The sequence below is a fragment of the Arthrobacter sp. TJ-178 genome, assembly GCF_058269275.1.
This window is the reverse complement of the sequence record NZ_JBZCNK010000006.1, coordinates 99,950-116,015: the sequence shown is the minus strand read 5'-3', so window position 1 is coordinate 116,015 and position 16,066 is coordinate 99,950. Positions and strand designations below refer to the sequence as shown.

The 16,066-nt window shown below is 63.8% G+C and carries 13 protein-coding genes; 7 read left to right on the top strand and 6 right to left on the bottom strand.

Going from position 1 to position 16,066, the window contains the following annotated elements:
- Positions 1-16: 16 nt before the first annotated feature.
- The gene (locus AC4D2Q_RS16045; protein WP_490947447.1) at positions 17-3,922 is read right to left on the bottom strand and encodes a S8 family serine peptidase; all 3,906 of its coding nucleotides are present in this window, start codon (positions 3,920-3,922) and stop codon (positions 17-19) included.
- Between the two features lie 274 nt (positions 3,923-4,196).
- Here AC4D2Q_RS16045 and AC4D2Q_RS16040 point away from each other — a divergent pair, with 274 nt between their 5' ends.
- Positions 4,197-5,186 (top strand): glycosyltransferase family 2 protein, encoded by a 990-nt coding sequence (locus AC4D2Q_RS16040; RefSeq protein WP_490947446.1) that lies wholly within the window; start codon positions 4,197-4,199, stop codon positions 5,184-5,186.
- Positions 5,183-6,673, top strand: a complete 1,491-nt coding sequence (locus tag AC4D2Q_RS16035) for a polysaccharide pyruvyl transferase family protein (protein ID WP_490947445.1) — start codon at positions 5,183-5,185, stop codon at positions 6,671-6,673. The genes AC4D2Q_RS16040 and AC4D2Q_RS16035 overlap by 4 nt, the downstream gene beginning before the upstream one ends.
- A gap of 189 nt (positions 6,674-6,862) precedes the next feature.
- Here AC4D2Q_RS16035 and thiD read toward each other — a convergent pair whose 3' ends face one another.
- The 3 genes from thiD to AC4D2Q_RS16020 form a co-directional block, all read right to left on the bottom strand.
- Positions 6,863-7,708, bottom strand: a complete 846-nt coding sequence (gene thiD / locus AC4D2Q_RS16030; RefSeq protein WP_490927972.1) for a bifunctional hydroxymethylpyrimidine kinase/phosphomethylpyrimidine kinase — start codon at positions 7,706-7,708, stop codon at positions 6,863-6,865.
- A gap of 102 nt (positions 7,709-7,810) precedes the next feature.
- Positions 7,811-8,284 (bottom strand): hypothetical protein, encoded by a 474-nt coding sequence (locus AC4D2Q_RS16025; protein WP_490947444.1) that lies wholly within the window; start codon positions 8,282-8,284, stop codon positions 7,811-7,813.
- Positions 8,277-8,963: a TetR/AcrR family transcriptional regulator gene (locus AC4D2Q_RS16020; protein ID WP_490947443.1), complete on the bottom strand. Its 687-nt coding sequence runs from the start codon at positions 8,961-8,963 to the stop codon at positions 8,277-8,279. Before AC4D2Q_RS16020 ends, AC4D2Q_RS16025 begins: the two co-directional genes overlap by 8 nt.
- Positions 8,964-9,200: 237 nt before the next feature.
- Here AC4D2Q_RS16020 and AC4D2Q_RS16015 point away from each other — a divergent pair, with 237 nt between their 5' ends.
- The 4 genes from AC4D2Q_RS16015 (at position 9,201) to AC4D2Q_RS16000 (ending at position 12,536) form a co-directional block, all read left to right on the top strand.
- Positions 9,201-9,941, top strand: coding sequence for an ABC transporter ATP-binding protein (locus AC4D2Q_RS16015; RefSeq protein ID WP_490947442.1), 741 nt, complete (start codon positions 9,201-9,203; stop codon positions 9,939-9,941).
- Complete coding sequence (locus tag AC4D2Q_RS16010; RefSeq protein ID WP_490947441.1) at positions 9,938-11,260, top strand: ABC transporter permease family protein; 1,323 nt, start codon at positions 9,938-9,940, stop codon at positions 11,258-11,260. The genes AC4D2Q_RS16015 and AC4D2Q_RS16010 overlap by 4 nt, the downstream gene beginning before the upstream one ends.
- A 187-nt stretch (positions 11,261-11,447) precedes the next feature.
- Entirely contained in the window at positions 11,448-12,188 is a 741-nt protein-coding gene (locus AC4D2Q_RS16005) for a queuosine precursor transporter (RefSeq protein ID WP_490947440.1), read from the top strand.
- 126 nt (positions 12,189-12,314) lie between these two features.
- Positions 12,315-12,536, top strand: a complete 222-nt coding sequence (locus AC4D2Q_RS16000) for a hypothetical protein (RefSeq protein ID WP_490947439.1) — start codon at positions 12,315-12,317, stop codon at positions 12,534-12,536.
- A gap of 78 nt (positions 12,537-12,614) precedes the next feature.
- Here AC4D2Q_RS16000 and tgt read toward each other — a convergent pair whose 3' ends face one another.
- Positions 12,615-13,889, bottom strand: a complete 1,275-nt coding sequence (tgt, locus tag AC4D2Q_RS15995; protein WP_490927962.1) for a tRNA guanosine(34) transglycosylase Tgt — start codon at positions 13,887-13,889, stop codon at positions 12,615-12,617.
- A gap of 199 nt (positions 13,890-14,088) precedes the next feature.
- Between tgt and AC4D2Q_RS15990 the strand changes: the two genes are divergently transcribed.
- Positions 14,089-15,162 carry an FUSC family protein gene (locus AC4D2Q_RS15990; protein WP_490947438.1) on the top strand — a complete coding sequence of 358 codons (1,074 nt, stop codon included), beginning with the start codon at positions 14,089-14,091 and terminating at the stop codon, positions 15,160-15,162.
- On the opposite strand, the gene AC4D2Q_RS15985 is transcribed toward AC4D2Q_RS15990, so the two are convergent.
- The gene (locus AC4D2Q_RS15985) at positions 15,159-16,031 is read right to left on the bottom strand and encodes a DUF6707 family protein (RefSeq protein WP_490947437.1); all 873 of its coding nucleotides are present in this window, start codon (positions 16,029-16,031) and stop codon (positions 15,159-15,161) included. The two genes, AC4D2Q_RS15990 and AC4D2Q_RS15985, sit on opposite strands and share 4 nt — an antisense overlap.
- Between the last annotated feature and the right edge of the window lie 35 nt (positions 16,032-16,066).

The window sequence follows — 16,066 nt, the reverse complement described above, 5'->3', positions numbered from 1 at the left end:
TTTCTAGCTGTTGGTGCTACTTGCAGTTACCGCCGTTGTCGGTGGTGTAACCGTCCAGGCGGTTGATGAACGCCGCCATGGCTTCACGCGAGACATCCTCCAGCGGGCGGAACGAGTTGTCCGACCAGCCTGTGGAAACGCCCGAGTCCTTCATCCACGAGATTTCCTTGTGGAAGAGGTTGTTCGTGGCCACGTCGGTGAAGGAAGCCGCAGCCGGGGCCTTGTAACCCGAGGCGTCCTCAACCGAGCACTGCTCGCCGGCGAACCGGTTCATGAACGCAGCCATCGCGTCACGCTTGACCGGGGCCAGCGGGCGGAAAGAGCCGTCCGGGTAACCGGTGGAAACACCCGTCTCAGCAAGCCACGAGATCTCCTTGTAGAACTGGTTGTTCGTGGCTACGTCGGTGAACGGGGACTTTGCCGGCGCGTTGTACGACGGGGATCCGGCCAGGCGGTAGAGGAACGCCGCCATGGCATCACGGTTGATCGAGCCAAGCGGGCGGTAGGTGCCGTCCGCGTAACCCGTGGTCAGTCCCTGATCTGCCATCCAGTTGATTTCGTTCTCGAACTTGGTACCGGCAACATCGGTGAAGCGCAGGGCGCCCACCTCAACCGGAGTGACCTGGTCCTTGACGCCTGAAGCGTTGTGGTGGTGCAGGAACAGGGCCTTGCCGCTGGTGGTGGAAGCCTGGCGGTTGACCGCCAGGAGTGAGGCGTTCTCGTCTACGAACACGTTGGCGCCTTCGGAGCCGGGAGCTCCCTGGAACCAAATGGCCGGTTCGGTGACATTGAATCCGATCCAGGCGGTTTCATCAACGGGAACCTGTGCGCCGTCCGCGTTCACGCTGAAGGCGTTGTACGTGGAGACCCGGTACTGCATCGGAGCGGACTTTGAGAGGTCCAGTCCAAGCGCAGCGGCCGGGATCGGCAGGGTTACCACGTTGGTGTCGAAGTTGTTGGTATCTGTCTCTCCGAGAACCCCGTTGACAGGGAAGGTGCCCAGCGGCTTCACAGCCTGTGCGCCGTTGACAACCGGGTAGAGCGAGAACACGGACAGATCGATGCCGTCAGCCGAACCCGTATTCACCAGGAAATCGGCAGCGCCGTCGTTGTTGGTGTCCAGCTCAACGGAGATCTGGCTGTTGCTGTTCAGCGACGCCCAGTTCTCCCAGGTGCTCACTCCAATATTCAGGATCGACTCCGCCAGGTCACCCTTGGCGGCGGTCAGTGCGGGAACGGTGGAAGCGGCTCCCACAGTGCGCAGGTCCAGCGAGTAGAGGGACTGCAGAGCCAGGTTGTCCCGGCGTGCACTCTCTTCACCCAGTACCAGCGGCGTTACCAGCGAGGTGTACGCTTCGGTGCCCTCGCCCTGATTAAGGTCCCGGCCGCTGAAGGTTACTGCGGCAGTACCGGCAGCAGAATCAGCAAAGGTGATCTTGGTGCTGGCCTGCATATCGGAGGTCGGCTTCGGAGCGGAGTAGACCGGCACCCGAAGGGTTCCGGCGGTGTTGCTCGTCAGCTGCAGCCGGCCGGAGGCTTCCGCCAAGTACTGGCGTTCGACGTCGCCCTGGGTCTTCTCAGCGGCGGGGTCGATCGTCTTGGCCAGCGCTGCGGGATCCTTAATGCTCAGCGTGACGGGAACCGTTGCCTTGCCGTTGGCAGGTACGGTGACCTGACCGCCGGCAGTGATGGTGACGCCCGGCATTTCCGTTGCGGCCAGGTATTCTGCCGAGTAGGTCTGCGGCTTGTCGCCCTTGTTCTCGACCGTAACGTTGCGGGTGACCTCGATGGGGCTGGACCCGAGTTCCAGGACGCCAAAGTTCACCGAGGTGAGACCGGGCTGCTCGGAATCGTAGGCCAGAACCTTCGTATTGAGGGCATCCAACGCGTCCACGCGGCCTGAACCGGTGCGGTTGGGTGCATAAACAACACCGTCAGCAGTCAGAAGGTCATGGGTGGCGGTGTTCATGATGATCGACTTGACCTCGTACGGGTTGTAGTCGGTCTCGGCGATGACGAGGGCGGAAAGTCCGGCGACGTTTGGTGCCGCCATGGAGGTTCCGCTCTTGATGGAGGATCCGGTGCCCGTGCCCACCTGAGCGGACTTGATCTGGGTGCCCGGAGCGGCAACGTCCGGCTTGACGACGCCGTTGGAACCGTGGATACCGCGTGAGGAGCTGGCGTTCAGGGTGTCCAGTGCGCCGGACTCGCCGGTCACGGTGCCCAGCAGGTCCTTGTTCAGGCGGACCTGAAGAGTTCCGGCCTCAGCGGCGGGACGCAGTTCCTTCGCGGAATCCGCGGTGACCTGCATGCCCGGAATGGTGGCGTTGCCGGCAATGCCGGCGTCGAAACCGTTGAGTGTGGAATCAATGATGACACCGGCGTAACCGGCTGCTGCGGCGTTGTTCCACCGAACTCCGGATCCGCACTCGCGGGTGCTGGAGTTGTCATCCCAGGTCAGCCAAACCCACTTGCCCTTGTTGGCGCCTGCAGGCTCGAGCGTGGCACAACCGTCGGAGTTATCTCCGGCCGGACCCATAACAACGGTGCCGGTCAGCGCTTCATCTGTTGCGGCTGCGTAGTTGTAGTTCGCGGTGTACTGGCCGGATGCAGTTCCGGACTTCTTCTGCGACGTCGGTTCGAGAACCTCGGCGGCATCAAGAGTGGTCTGGGAACCAACGCTGTTGGCCACGGTCAGAGCGGTTTCGGCGCTGCCCGGGGATCCGCCGATGTCGTAGATGTCGCCGGAGTTACCCGAGGAGACAACGGACAGGATGCCCTGCGCGGTGAGCGCATTGACAATGTCGTTTTCCGGATCGTCATAGGCCGGGAAGGAAGAGCCGAGGGACATGTTGACTACCTGGGCGCGGTCATCGAAGTTGCCGTCGCGGTTCGGGTCAAGGACATAGTCCAGTGCCTTGCCGACAACTTCCGAGGAACCTTCACAGCCGAAGACACGGACGCTGACAAGCTTGGCCATGGGCGCGGTGCCCGGGCCGATGCCCATTCCGTTGACGTCCTTGGCCGTAAGCGCTGAGTAGTCACCCCGGAAGGTGCTGCCGTCGGCGTTGGTGCCGTAGCCTGCTGCGGTACCGGCCACGTGCGAACCGTGGCTCTGGCAATCCAGCGGGTTGGCGTCCTCCACCGGGTTGGGGCTGTACAGCTCGGGGACCGAGGGATCGGCGTTGTAGTCGTCGCCCACGAGATCCCAGCCGCCGGCGAATTTCTCCGGGTCGTAAAGTCCCGAGTCCGCGGCTGGAATGGTGTCCGATGCCTGCGCCTGAGCGAAGGCATCCATGGTTCCGGGGCCGCCGAAATCCGAGTGGGTGTAGTCCAGGCCGGTATCCAGGACGGCGATGGTGACGCCCTCACCGGTCTGGTCGCGCTGAACCCAGGAGTCCAGGGCACGGACATCGATGTCCCCGCCCTTATTGTCGATCGTCTTGGGCACAATGCCGGTGATCTTGGTGATGTCTCCGCGAGCGGCCAGTGCTCGAATCGCTTCGGCGTCGCCGCGGATGGCCACACCCGGAATGGTGTTGGTGGTGGTGTAGATAATGCTGGACGACGCCTGTGCCGCAACTTCGTCGGCCTGGGCCTCGATGGAGGCCCGGATCTGCTGGACCTCGGCTGTCTTGTTCAGCGGTGCTGCAAGTCCGTCGCGGACTTCCTGCGGCTGGGTCTGCTCAAAGGCACCCTTGCCGGTGAACTGAACATATACGGAAACCTGACCTTGTTTGGTCAACAAGTCGCTGGAGACCTTAAGTTCCGGCGTCGCACGGGCAAGGCCCTTGGCCGTCGGTTCCCCCTGAGTGTTCCCCTCAACGGCCGCGGCCGGGGTCCACATACTGGAGACCAGAGCCAGACCGGCAACTGTTGCCAGCGCGGCCTTTCCTGATCTCCGATGGTTTGGATGCTTCATACTTCTCCTTATTAAGGGTCCGCCGGAGCCGGAATTGAAATCTGTTGATTTCGATTCCACCGACCGAGACCTAGCAATGACGTAGTGACGTAAAGACGGAGCTGAATCAGGTCCACGATTTTTTCGGTCAGGAAACAAATTGGGCCTTGCTTGTACCTTTGTTTGTCTCTTATCGAATGTCAACAGTATGAACGGACTCAATTTTCCCCGGAGCGCCGCCCCGGCCGGCCGGTATATCGTAGTGGCTGAAGTGGAGCCGAACTATGGGAGCCAAGTGGCATCGCACGAACCATCGCACGTAGCAGTAATCGTTAGAACCAAGGATCGGCCGCTGTTCCTGAGAAGGGCACTCCGCGACATTTTCAACCAGACGCACAGCGACTTCTCCGTAGTCGTGGTCAATGACGGAGGCAACGTCGGCGAGGTCGACGGGGTGGTTGCCGAATTGCCCCAGGAAGTCCGGGAGCGGGTCAACATTCTCCACCGCGAGAAGAGCACCGGCATGGAAGCAGCATCCAACGCCGGCATCCGCAGCTGTGATTCCGCTTACATTGCCATCCATGACGACGACGACCTGTGGCATCCGGAATTCCTGCAGCGCACCGTCCGGCATCTTGAAAATTCGTTCGATGCCGGAGTTGTTGTCCGGACGAACGTCCGATTTGAGGAAGTGGTCGGCGAAGATATCGTCGAAACCCGTTCCGAGCCTTGTTGGCCGGCTTTCAACCGGATTTCGCTCGGGGAGCAGCTGCGCATTAATCGCGCGGTGCCTATTTCCTTCCTCTACCGGCGTTCACTTCATGAAGAAGTGGGTTATTACAACGAAAATCTGGCGGTGTGCGGGGATTGGGAATTCAACCTTCGTGTCCTGGCGATGCACCCCATCGGTTTTCTCGACGGCGAACCGCTGGCGTTCTGGTGCCAGCGGCCCACCGCCTCCGGTGCCGAAGCCAACAGTATTTTTGAGAAGGCGGAGGAGCATCGGCACTTTGACCGCATGGTCCGGGATAACTTTCTCCGGGATGACCTGGCCAAGGGCGGATTGGGCTTCATGCTCCAGCTCAGCTCCTTGATGGCGCAGCAGGAAGAACTGCTGCTGGAAAACCAGCGGCGGATGGACCGGATGCAGGAGGAACTGACCCAGGCTCTGCGGCGCGTGGAAGACACGGTCAAGCGCCGGACCAGCCTGAGCAGTGTTTTCTCCAGAGGGAAAGCTGCTGTATCAGTGGTCCGGGATGCCCTGCAGTCACGGCGCGAATCATGACTGCAAAGATTGCAGTCCTTGCGGATCTTGGCCAGGATCTGTACCACGCGGGCGATGAAGCCATGGGCCATGCCGCTGCCGATGAGCTGGCGGCCCGCGGGTTCGAAGTCCTCCTGCTGTCCCGCAATCCGGAGCAGACACAGCGCCTCTTTGGGTCCGATGCAGCGGCCACTCTGCCGTTTCCCTGGCCTCCGGCCGAGCGTGAAGCGTATCTGAAGAGCATCCGCGAACACCTCTCCGGCACCGCCCCGCTTCCAGCTGGGGACCCGGCCCTGACACTGATCGCTGAGCTTCAGAAGTGCGACGGCGTCGTCATCGCGGGCGGAGGCAACCTGAATTCGCGCTATGGCTGGCTTCTGCATGAACGTGCCGCGGTGGTTGCCGTTGCCCGCTCCCTGGGGAAGCCCGTGGTGATATCCGGCCAGACGCTGGGCCCGCAGCTGACGGGCGTGGACGCAGGAATTCTGGCGGACATGTTTGAGGCAGCGAACCTGTGCTCAGTTCGGGAGCGGTCTTCGGCTGAGCTCTCCCGCCGGCTCGGGATACGGGCAGTGACCGGTCTGGATGACGCGTCGTTCCTGGCCTTCGGCGGCGGAACGGCAGGGAACGATGCAGGGCAGGAAGCCTCCGGTCTTAATCTGCCGGAAACCGGCTATGTTGCCGTCACCGTTGCCCCGCATTCAGGGAACCCCGAGAAGTTCCACGAACTCCTGGGGGCCCAGCTGGATGCCCTGCATGCCCGTACTGGACTGGCTACGGTCTTCCTGCCGCACTTCGGCGTTGGAACGCAGGACACCTGCGACAGGGAGACGCACGCCCGGATCGCGGCCTGCATGACCTCGCCCCGGCGCCAGCTTCCGGTACTGCCTGCCCGGGACGTCGCGGCGGTCACTGCCGGCGCTTCCCTCGTAGTGACAACGCGCTACCACCCCGCCGTGTTCGCACTTTCCGCAGCAGTGCCCGTGGCCGCGCTGACCGTAGACAATTACAGCGGTGTCCGGCTCGCCGGCGTCATGGCCAACTGGGGCCTGGCGGACTTTGTGGTTCCCTTGCCGGGACTGTCCGATGGACTGCTGGCCGAAGCCATGGGCGAGACCTGGCAGCGCCGGGCCGAAATCTCGGCTCATCTGGCAGAACTGCAGCCGTCCCGGAAAGCCTGGTTCACTCAGTGGTGGGACGGTGTCGCGGCGGTGCTTTCCGGCAGCAAGGACGCCTCTGCTGCTGTGGAAGACCTTGCTCCGGCGCCTGCGCTGCGTGCCGCAGGGCTCTGGCATGCGGCGGTACAAGAGGCGGCCGCCGGGTTCCATGGCCGGTCTGCGACGGCAGCCCAGACAGAGGTCGAAGAAGACAGGCTCCGCTCGTACGCCGCGCAGCGGGACCGGGAGCTTGAGGGTCTTCAGGCTGAGCACCACCGGTTGCTGAACTCCCGCACGGTCAAGGCAGCACTTTCCGCGCACCGGCTGTACACGAAAATCCTGCGTCGCTAACGGGTCAACCCGCAGCCACCTGAGATGCGGTCCGGCGGCAGCCGGGGGTCGCTTTGGCGGCAACCTGACGGCCGTTCGTTCTGCGGCGGGTGTCGCCAACCGGGCCCCAGACGGGCACCAATTGGTCCGCTGTTGCCGGGCTCCAACCCGACCCCGGCAACAGCGGCCCGCCGCAGAACCACGTGACGTTTACAGAGCAGGCCCGGAGCCCGCGCCGCCCTGCCACAGGGCGTCAAACGGTGTGTTCGAGGAAACCCGGTTGCGGATTCCTTCGGTGACAAAAGCCTTGGCGGTTTTTGCGGCCTGGAGGGGAGTGGCTCCCTTGCCGAGCTCGGCGGTGATGGCGGCGGCAAGCGTACAGCCGGCGCCGCTGACGGCGACGTCGCCCACCTTGGGTGCCCGCAGGACCTCCATGGTTTCACCGTCGTAGAACACATCCACGGCGTCGTCGCCTTCAAGCCGAACGCCGCCCTTGGCCAGGACCACGGCGCCGGAGGCTTCATGGATGCGCCGGGCGGCTTCCTTCAGGTCCTCGACGCTTTCGATGGAATCCATTCCGGAGAGGGACATGGACTCAAAGTGGTTGGGCGTCACAAAGGTAGCCAGCGGCAGGATCTGGGCCTTGAGTGCCTGGTCCGTGTCCAGTGCTGCTCCCGGTTCCTGACCCTTGCAGATCAGGACCGGATCCAGGACTATGTTGGTCCATTCCTGGCTCTGCAGTGCCTTGGCCACGGTGTCGATGGTGGCCGGGGTGCCCAGCATGCCGAGCTTGACGGTGTCCAGATCGTACGCGGACTGGATGGCTTCAAGCTGGTCACTGATGACCTGGGGATCCACGGGAACGAACCGGTGGTTCCAGTTGTCTTTCGGATCAAACGAGACAATGCAGGTCAGTGCGGCAATGCCGTAGGTGCCGAGCTCCTGGAACGTTTTCAGATCGGCCTGGGCGCCGGCACCGCCTGTGGCTTCGGAACCTGCAATGGTCAAGGTGACGGCCGGAGCAGCCGTTTGTGCAGAGTGTGTGTTAGCAGACATGCATCCATCTTCCACCCATGACAGGCTTCGGTGCCACCGACGGGCGGCTGCGCGAATTGCGCCCCCGCCCGGCCCCGGGAAGGCGGACGCCTGAAAGTGAAACTATGAGTCGATAAGGCCCCAGATGAGGGCACGGCCCGCTGCCATGGACACGCCGATCGCCGTTCCCATCAGCAGCGGAACCAGCACCGCGTGCACGGTCAGGCCAATGATGATCCAGCCGAGCAGCAGGGGCACCAGAAAGAACGCCAGAACGTGGATGCCCTGGTTCGGTACCCGGCGCAGCAACCAGCCCAGGACGAGGGCTACGGGCAGGAGAGTGAACAGGCCGAGGCCTGCGGCATAGAACGCGGCGACGATGACGGTCCATACGTAGCCCCAGAAGTCCCGCGAGGCACCCCAGCCCACCGCAACAGTGGCAATTGTCGCCAGGACAACACATGCGGCGGCATACCCGAGCGCGGAGGCCAGCGGACCGGGGACCACGTAAGGGGAGCTCACCAAACGCTGAGGGGTGAGCGGAACGGCGGGGTCGGCTGCGGAGGGAACTGCGACGTCGTCACTTCTGTCAGTCATCGCGCCTGGCTCCCTGGAAGAGGTGGACTACATCCTCAACGATATTTCGGACCACAGGAAGGCGGGAGAGGATAACGAGCTTCGCTGCCAGCGGTGCCACATTTTGCACCAGCCGGCGCGACCGCCGCTGGCCCGGCGAACGGTCATAAATCCAGAAAAGCGTTACCCCCATGTGCATCAACCACAGCAATTCGGGCAGATCGTCACGGATGGCCAGCGGCGGCTGCGGCCGCGAGACAGTCACGACCTGCCGGAACAGGGCAATTGACTTGGCGAGGCCCACTTCCGCACCGCCGCCGGAGTGGTGGCGGCCGTTGGCCTCCGCTGAGGACGACGGCGGCGTCAGGGCAGTGCGCAGAAAATGGGCGCCGAAGTCGTGGTACGGCCCCAGGATGTCCAGGTTGGCCAGCAGGACCAGACGCAGGTGTTCACTCAGGCTGTGACCGTCGCGGAGCAGTGGAAGGGCACGGCTGCGGTGTTCGTCCTGCAGGAACCGGTACAGCTCCGCCACCAGCTCGTCCTTGGACCGGAAGTAGTAGTAGGCGTTGCCCACGGATACACCCGCGGCCTCGGCAATGCCGCGCATGGTGGTTTTTGCATATCCCTGGCTGCGGAACAGGGAGAGCGCTGAGTCGATCAGCAGCCGTCGGGTCTGCTCACTCTTGACCGTCGCGGCCATTTAACGCTCCTGGATTCAGTTATTTACGGGTTTAGTCACGGGCGGGGAGGGCGAGCTTCTATGCGCGCAGCTTCCCGGCCCGCCCGCCAGTACATCATGTTTTTGAACGTGTTCAAAAAGTGTCGGGAGCCTGCCTGCTACGCTTTCGATTTTGGCGCCGGTTACGGCCGCCGGCCCGCCTTGGGTATCGATCTGTCAGGAGTTCCATGTTCATCTCGCTGTGGTGCGGAGCGCGCTTTGTCTGAGCTGCTGCTGGATGCCCGGGGGATCGTCAAGGCTTTCCCTGCTCCGAGCCGCGGCGGGGAACCGGTCTCCGTGCTGCGGCATGTTTCGGCAGCGGTCGCACCCGGAGAAATGATCAGCATTGTCGGTCCCAGCGGATCCGGGAAATCCACCCTGCTCTATTGCCTCGCTGGTCTTCAGGCGTACGACGGCGGCCGGGTGCACCTGCTGGGTGAGGACCTCGCCCGTCTTAACCGCCGGCAGCTCGCTGCCCTCCGGCGGAATGAGGTGGGCTTTGTTTTCCAGTCATTCAACTTGATCCCCTCCTTGAATGTGCGGGAAAATATCGCGCTTCCGGCCCGTCTGGCCAAGAGACGCCTCAGCGCGGAGGCGGTGGATGACGTGCTGGCTCGGGTTGGCTTGTCCGGGCAGGCAAAAAACCGCCCGGCCCAGCTTTCCGGCGGACAGCGGCAGCGGGTGGCGATCGCCCGGGTGCTGGCTCTGCAGCCGAAGATCGTTTTTGCCGATGAGCCGACGGGTTCCCTGGATACCCTCACCGGTGCCACGGTTCTGAAGCTGCTGCGCGAAGCGGCACACGGGGAGCGCGGGGTGGTCCTGGTAACCCACGACCTGGAAGCGGCAGCACTGGCTGACCGGGTGCTCGTGCTGCGGGACGGCGCCATCCACGCCGAGTTGCGGGCTCCGACACCGGCAGAGGTTTTTGCTGCGGTCGCCGAGGCCGGAATCCCTGCATGATCAAGCTGGTGCTCGGTGATTTGTGGGCCCATGTCCGCGTATGGGCAGGCGTCCTCCTGGTGTGCATTACCACCGGCGGCATCGGTGCCATCAGCGTCGGCCTGATCGAAACCGGAAATCACTACGGCGGCACCATCCAATACGACCTAGCCGGAGCCAGCACCATCCTCATCCTGTTTTCCACGGCGGCTGCCCTGATCGTCCTCAGTTCTGTGACAGGTCTCGCTGTGGCACTGCAGCAGCGAAGCTACGCGTTGTGGCAGCTGGCGGGATTGGCGCCCGGGGCGGTGACCGCCGTCGTTCTTGCCCAACTGGCGGTGACCGGATCCGTGGGAGCCGTGACCGGATGGGCCGTGGTGAAGGTGCTCTCCCCGCCGATCTTCGGTTGGCTGTGGGGGCCGCTGAATTTCGCTGAGGACATCAGTGTTCATCTCAGTGGAACGGGACTGGCCGGGATCGCCGCTGCACAGTGCCTGGTGATGTTGCTCGGCGGACTTGGCGGCGCCCGCAGGGCAGGGCGGGTGTCGCCCCTTGAAGCGCTGCGGACGGCGGAGACCGCACCGGTTCCCTTCGGGTGGGTGAGGGGTGTGGTTCTTCTGGCCCTGGCAGGTGCAGCAGCCGCATTCTCGGTGAGCCTGATGCGGGCCGGGTTTGAGACGGTTGCCGGCAGCGCGCTTTTGCTGATTCCGCTGTTTGCTGCGGTTTTGGCGGCAGCAGGAACGATGGTGTTTCAGCCGGTGCTGAAGGCCTGGACATCGCTGGTGCCCCGGCACTGGTCGGCCTCCTGGTATCTGGCGCGCAATTCCGCGGGCTACCGCCTGGGGCAGAGCACTGCTTCCATCACGCCGCTGATGATGGCCATGGCCCTGTCCGGCGGGATATTCACTACGGCAGCGACTCTTAGCGCCGCAGTGGGCGAGAAGAGGGAATTGTCGGTGGGGGTTGTCATCCTCATGATCGGCGGGCCGCTGCTGCTGGCCGGCGTCGGTGCAATGGCAACAGTGTTGATGTCCGGCTACGCCCGTGAGCGGGAGTTCGCGCTGATTCGCGCCGCGGGTTCAACTGCGGCCCTGGTGGTGCTGGCTGCAATCTGGGAAGCACTCATCTACACCGTTACCGCCGCGGTTTTGGGAACGGCAGCAATTCTTGCTGGCGCCGTGGTTCTCGCGCTGGCCCTTGGTTTGGCCGCACCGGTGCTGTCGCTGGCCAGTGTCGCCATCGTGGGCGGCTGCGGGTTCGTCCTGCTTCTGGCGGCTACCCTCGTGCCCACCTTCCTCTGCCTGCGGGCTGAGATCCCGAGCCAACTCGCCGCGGAATAGAGAAGCAGCGGCGGCTGCGCCGTCGGGGTTGGCGGAACGGCGGGCCAACGCCCGGGGAACGGATAACGTGGCGGGCGGAACGTGGCAGAATTGACGGCGGCCCCTTTGGGCAGCCCGGTGCAGCGGGCCCAGTGCTAATACAGCCGGCAACAGCTACGGCGAACCACTAAGAAACGGAACACCCCAGATGCACACGCAGACAGGCGCCGCGACGGCGCCCGCTCCGGCCTTCGCCGCGCGCGGCAGCTCACATTACGACATCATTCTGACGCTCATGTGCGTCGTGATCGTCATCTCCAACATCGGCGCTACCAAAGGTGTGGTGCTCGGGCCGATCTTCGGCGATTTCAACATCGTGACGGATGGAGGTTTCTTCCTCTTTCCCGTGGCGTACATCCTCGGCGACGTGATCAGTGAGGTCTACGGATTCAAGGCAGCCCGCCGTGCGATCTTTACGGGCTTTGCCATGGCGGCGTTGGCCGTGGTGAGTTTTGCCGTGATCATCGCGCTTCCGGGGTTCGACGACGACTACGGCCAGTCCAAGCAGGCCGCCCTGGAATTGGCGCTGGGACCCGTCTGGCGGATAGTCCTGGCCAGCCTGCTCGGTTTTGTGGCCGGACAGATGCTGAACTCCTGGGTCCTGGTGCGGATGAAGCAGAAGTTCCGGGAACGCGCGCTGATCGGGCGGCTCATGGCCTCCACCGGCGTCGGCGAATTCGCGGACACGCTGATCTTCTGCATCATTGCCGCACCCGTCATCGGCATCACGGACGCCGGCGGGTTCATCAACTACGTGATCTTCGGGTTCGTGTACAAGACGCTTGTCGAATTCCTGTTTGTTCCGGTCACGGCCCTGGTTATCAAGGCCATCAAAAAGCGCGAACCCAGCTACACAGCTGCGGCGCTTGACGGCCCGCCGGAAAACTGACGGTTCCGTCCGAATTCCTCTGGTCCTGCCGGTTCTGCTGCGCTAGCGTCGCACTCATCAGGGGGATCAGGCACCAAGCCGTTGGCCCCGTCAGGGTTCAGGCAGTGTGCAGCCGGGAGGACAGCAATGGTGCAGGAAAAAAGGCGGCCCGACGAGGAAGAGTCCGCGGACCAAGTTGCCCCGGAGGACCACAGCGCCCCGGAGGACCACGGCGTTTCTGAGGACCACGGCGTTTCTGGAAACGGCGGGGCGGCCGGGGGACCGGAAGATCCCACGGAGGCGGAGCAGTCTCCCACCGGCGAGGACGATCCGGAGCAGAACCCGCCGCTGCCCCGGGCCTGGAACTAGGCCCGGGCAGCAACTGGGTACGGAGGCTCCGGCGCGGCCCGCCGGGGCCACTGGGAACCGCTCGGTAAGCGGGCCCGGCTAGATCTTGGCGCTGTAATAGTTGCCGAGGGTTTCGGCCTTGAAGTCAAAGAACGACCCGTTTTCGATGGCCAGCCGGGCATCGTCCACAAGCTTCACCGTGAAGCGCTCATTGTGGATGGATACCAGGGTGGAGGCCACCATTTCCTTCGCCCGGAACAGGTGGTGGATGTAGGCCTTCGTGTAGTGCGCGCAGGCATAGCAGTCGCAGCCCTCAACCAGCGGAGAGAAGTCCTTCTTGAAGCGGGCGTTGGAGAGATTCAGGCGGCCGTGCGGCGTATAGAAGGCCGACGTGCGTGCCACCCTGGTGGGGGAGACGCAGTCGAAGGTGTCGGCACCGTTTTCGATGGCGGTGAAGATGTCATCGGGTTCCGAAATACCCAACAGGTGGCGCGGCTTGTCTTCGGGCAGTTCCTCGGTGCACCAGCGCACGATGGTTCCCAGGTTTTCCTTCTCCAGCGCCCCGCCAATGCCGAAGCCGTCAAAGTCCATGGCACCGAGATCGCGGGAGGCTTTGCGCCGCAGGTCCTCGTACTGGGCACCCTGCAGGACGCCGAACAGCGCCTGGTAAGGCTTGCCCACCCGCTCCTCCGTGAGCCGCTGATGTTCTTTGATGCAGCGCAGCGCCCAGAGGCGGGTGCGTTCCAGCGACATTTCCTGGTACTGGCGCGAGTTCATCAGGGTGGTCAGCTCATCGAACGCAAACATGATGTCCGCGCCGATCTGGTGCTGCACCTGCATGGACACCTCGGGCGTGAAGCGGTGCTTGTCGCCGTTGAGGTGGGACTTGAACCAGACGCCGTCGTCGTCAATGTGGGCCAGGCGCTCCTTGCCGGGGGCGACGGCGTCGTCCGCTCCCGTGGCGTGGGTGGTGCCGTCCGCATTCATATTGATGACCTTCTTGAAGCCGGCGCCCAGGCTCATGACCTGGAAGCCGCCGGAATCGGTGAAGGTGGGGCCGGACCAGTTCATGAACTTGCCCAGCCCGCCCGCGGCATCCAAAACATCGGGGCCGGGCTGGAGGTACAGGTGGTAGGCGTTGGCCAGGAGGGCCTGGGCGCCCAGATCCGCCATGGACTCGGGAAGGACCGCCTTGACGGTGGCCTTGGTGCCTACGGCAATGAAGGCCGGCGTGGCAATTTCGCCGTGCGGCGTGGTGATCGTTCCGGTGCGGCCCTGGAATTCACCGCCGTTGGCCTGCGTCTGCTCAGCTGAGGGGGCAGTGGTTTCGCGCAGGCGCTTACCGAGGGCGAAAGAAAAGGTTGAGGAAGGCACCTCTCCATTTTGCCTTACCCGGCATCTCGTCCGTGCCGCTCGGCGGGCTGCTGTACCGCCCGAGGATGAGGTGTGAAGGCATAAGTCGGGTGCAGAGGCGACGCACAGCACACTTTTCATGGTCGGAAGGGTGGCAGGCGTAACGTGGAATGGGCGATTTTCGCCGACCTCCCGTGTAAAGAAAGGCCGTACCAGACCCTTGGATCAGCTACGAGAAATGTTCCGGATTGGTCCAGCCCACAATGACCACCAGGCGGCTATCCGCTGCGGGCTGGGTGTGGGCCTTCCGCTGCTGGTGCTGCTGGGGATGGACCGGATCGATCTTGCCATCTTCGCCAGCTTCGGTGCCTTCACCGGCATCTACGGCCGCAACGAGCCGCACCGCCAGCGTCTGGGGCATCAGCTGCGCGCAGGTATCCTCATGCTCCTGGTGATTACGGCCGGAGCCCTGACTTCCCGGATTGAGCCCAATACCTGGGACATTGTTCTGGGTACGTCCATAGTTGCCGGGCTGGGAACCCTGGTCTCGGGACTCTGGCGGCTGCGTCCGGCCGGATCCCTCTTTCATATCTTTGCCTATGCCGCCATCTCCTCCGTGCCGAACCAGCCGCCGCTGTGGCAGGCGCTGCTGGTGGCCGTGTGCACCGTGGCGTTCTGCCTTCTGCTTGGCATTTCCGGCCGGCTCTTTCCCCGGCACCGCGGTCCGTGGACGAAGCCTGTCCGGCCTCGGTTAAGCTCTGCCCAGCGGAAGGCTGCGTGTGTTGAGGCCTGCGAATATGCCGTAGCCGCGGCGGTGGCCGGTTCCATCGCCACCCTGATGGGCATTGGGCACAACTACTGGGCAATGGTCGCGGCCACGGTGCCGCTGGTGGGATTGGGTGCGCGGGTACGCATCTTCCGCGGCGTGCAGCGCATTCTGGGTACGTTTGGCGGTCTGGTGCTTACTGCGCTGATCCTGCTGCCGGGGCTGAGCCCGTGGCAGATCGTCGTGGTCATCGCGGTGCTGCAGTTCGGTGCTGAAATGCTCATTGCCCGCCAATATGCCCTGGCTCAGGTTGTTGTGACGCCGCTGGCGCTGGTCAGCACCGAGCTGGCACATCCGAGCAGTCCCGGGGTCCTGATCCGGGACAGGGCCATCGAAACGGTGATCGGCGCCGCAGTGGGCATGGCGATGGTCCTCATCATGCGCCTGTGGTCAGATCACGTCCGCGGGCGTTCACGCCGAAATGCCGGGTCTGAAACCCCGGCTCCGCAGAACCCCGAAGGAGCCTAGAGGTCCTGGTTCAGTCCGCGGACCGCAATGAGCTCGTTGCGGATCCGGCGGTCCAGTTCATGTTCCGACAGCGTCTGGGAGCCGCCATGGGCACGCAGGTACAGCAGGGCGTCCAGCCGCAGGACCCGCCAGTCGCGTTCGCCGCGGTCGTCCCCGGAGTCGGACGCGCGGTGGATTTCACGGTCATATAGGTTCGGCTGGTTCAGCTGGCGCTGCAGCAGCTCTGCTGCGAGTTTGGCCTTGAGCGGATCACTTTCTGCAGTGTCGCCGGCCCGGACGGCCTGTGCATAGGCCGCTGACGTTTCCTTGTCTCCGGCCTCGTGGGTGATGCGCGCGGCCAGCGCGAGTGCACTCTGGATCCAGTTCCACCGGCCGAAGTTCCCGTCAAACGGCAGTCCGGTGATGATATTGCAGACCTGCAGCGCGTTTTCGGCGTCGTTGAGGTTCACGTAAAGCATGTGCGCCAAATCCCGGACGTCCCGAAGGTTGCTTCCGGACTTGACGTTCAGGCCGCGGCCCAGCCGGGAAGCCACCTCCTGGACACGGGCGTCGTCGGGGTGGGCATGCGCGGCGGCTTCCACGATGGCCGCGTAGTTTTCCTCTTCATGAGGGACCAGGCGGACGGCGTCGGCAGGGGCGCTGACGGGCGGGGGAGCCTGCACACGCACCGACGAGCCGTACGCCAGGGACAGCGCCATCCCGTCCTCCAGGATCAGATTGACGAGCGCGGGCGTACCGAAGTCGTCATCCTTCACCGTGCTGTCCTTCACCGGAGCCAGCGGGGCGCTTTCATGCACCGGGATTTGCCCGGGCTCCAGCAACTCGGCATTGACCCGGAATGTGTAGGATTCCGGTTGGCTCTCAGGCATGGCAGGTTCCTTCTCTTGAGGCAGTCGGCCCCCAG

Excerpts from the sequence above, each read along its gene's own strand:
- AC4D2Q_RS16045 (WP_490947447.1), bottom strand. The coding sequence starts at position 3,922 with ATGAAGCATCCAAACCATCGGAGATCAGGAAAGGCCGCGCTGGCAACA.
- AC4D2Q_RS16035 (WP_490947445.1), top strand. The coding sequence starts at position 5,183 with ATGACTGCAAAGATTGCAGTCCTTGCGGATCTTGGCCAGGATCTGTAC.
- thiD (WP_490927972.1), bottom strand. The coding sequence starts at position 7,708 with ATGTCTGCTAACACACACTCTGCACAAACGGCTGCTCCGGCCGTCACC.
- AC4D2Q_RS16025 (WP_490947444.1), bottom strand. The coding sequence starts at position 8,284 with ATGACTGACAGAAGTGACGACGTCGCAGTTCCCTCCGCAGCCGACCCC.
- AC4D2Q_RS16020 (WP_490947443.1), bottom strand. The coding sequence starts at position 8,963 with ATGGCCGCGACGGTCAAGAGTGAGCAGACCCGACGGCTGCTGATCGAC.
- AC4D2Q_RS16010 (WP_490947441.1), top strand. The coding sequence starts at position 9,938 with ATGATCAAGCTGGTGCTCGGTGATTTGTGGGCCCATGTCCGCGTATGG.
- AC4D2Q_RS16005 (WP_490947440.1), top strand. The coding sequence starts at position 11,448 with ATGCACACGCAGACAGGCGCCGCGACGGCGCCCGCTCCGGCCTTCGCC.
- AC4D2Q_RS16000 (WP_490947439.1), top strand. The coding sequence starts at position 12,315 with ATGGTGCAGGAAAAAAGGCGGCCCGACGAGGAAGAGTCCGCGGACCAA.
- AC4D2Q_RS15985 (WP_490947437.1), bottom strand. The coding sequence starts at position 16,031 with ATGCCTGAGAGCCAACCGGAATCCTACACATTCCGGGTCAATGCCGAG.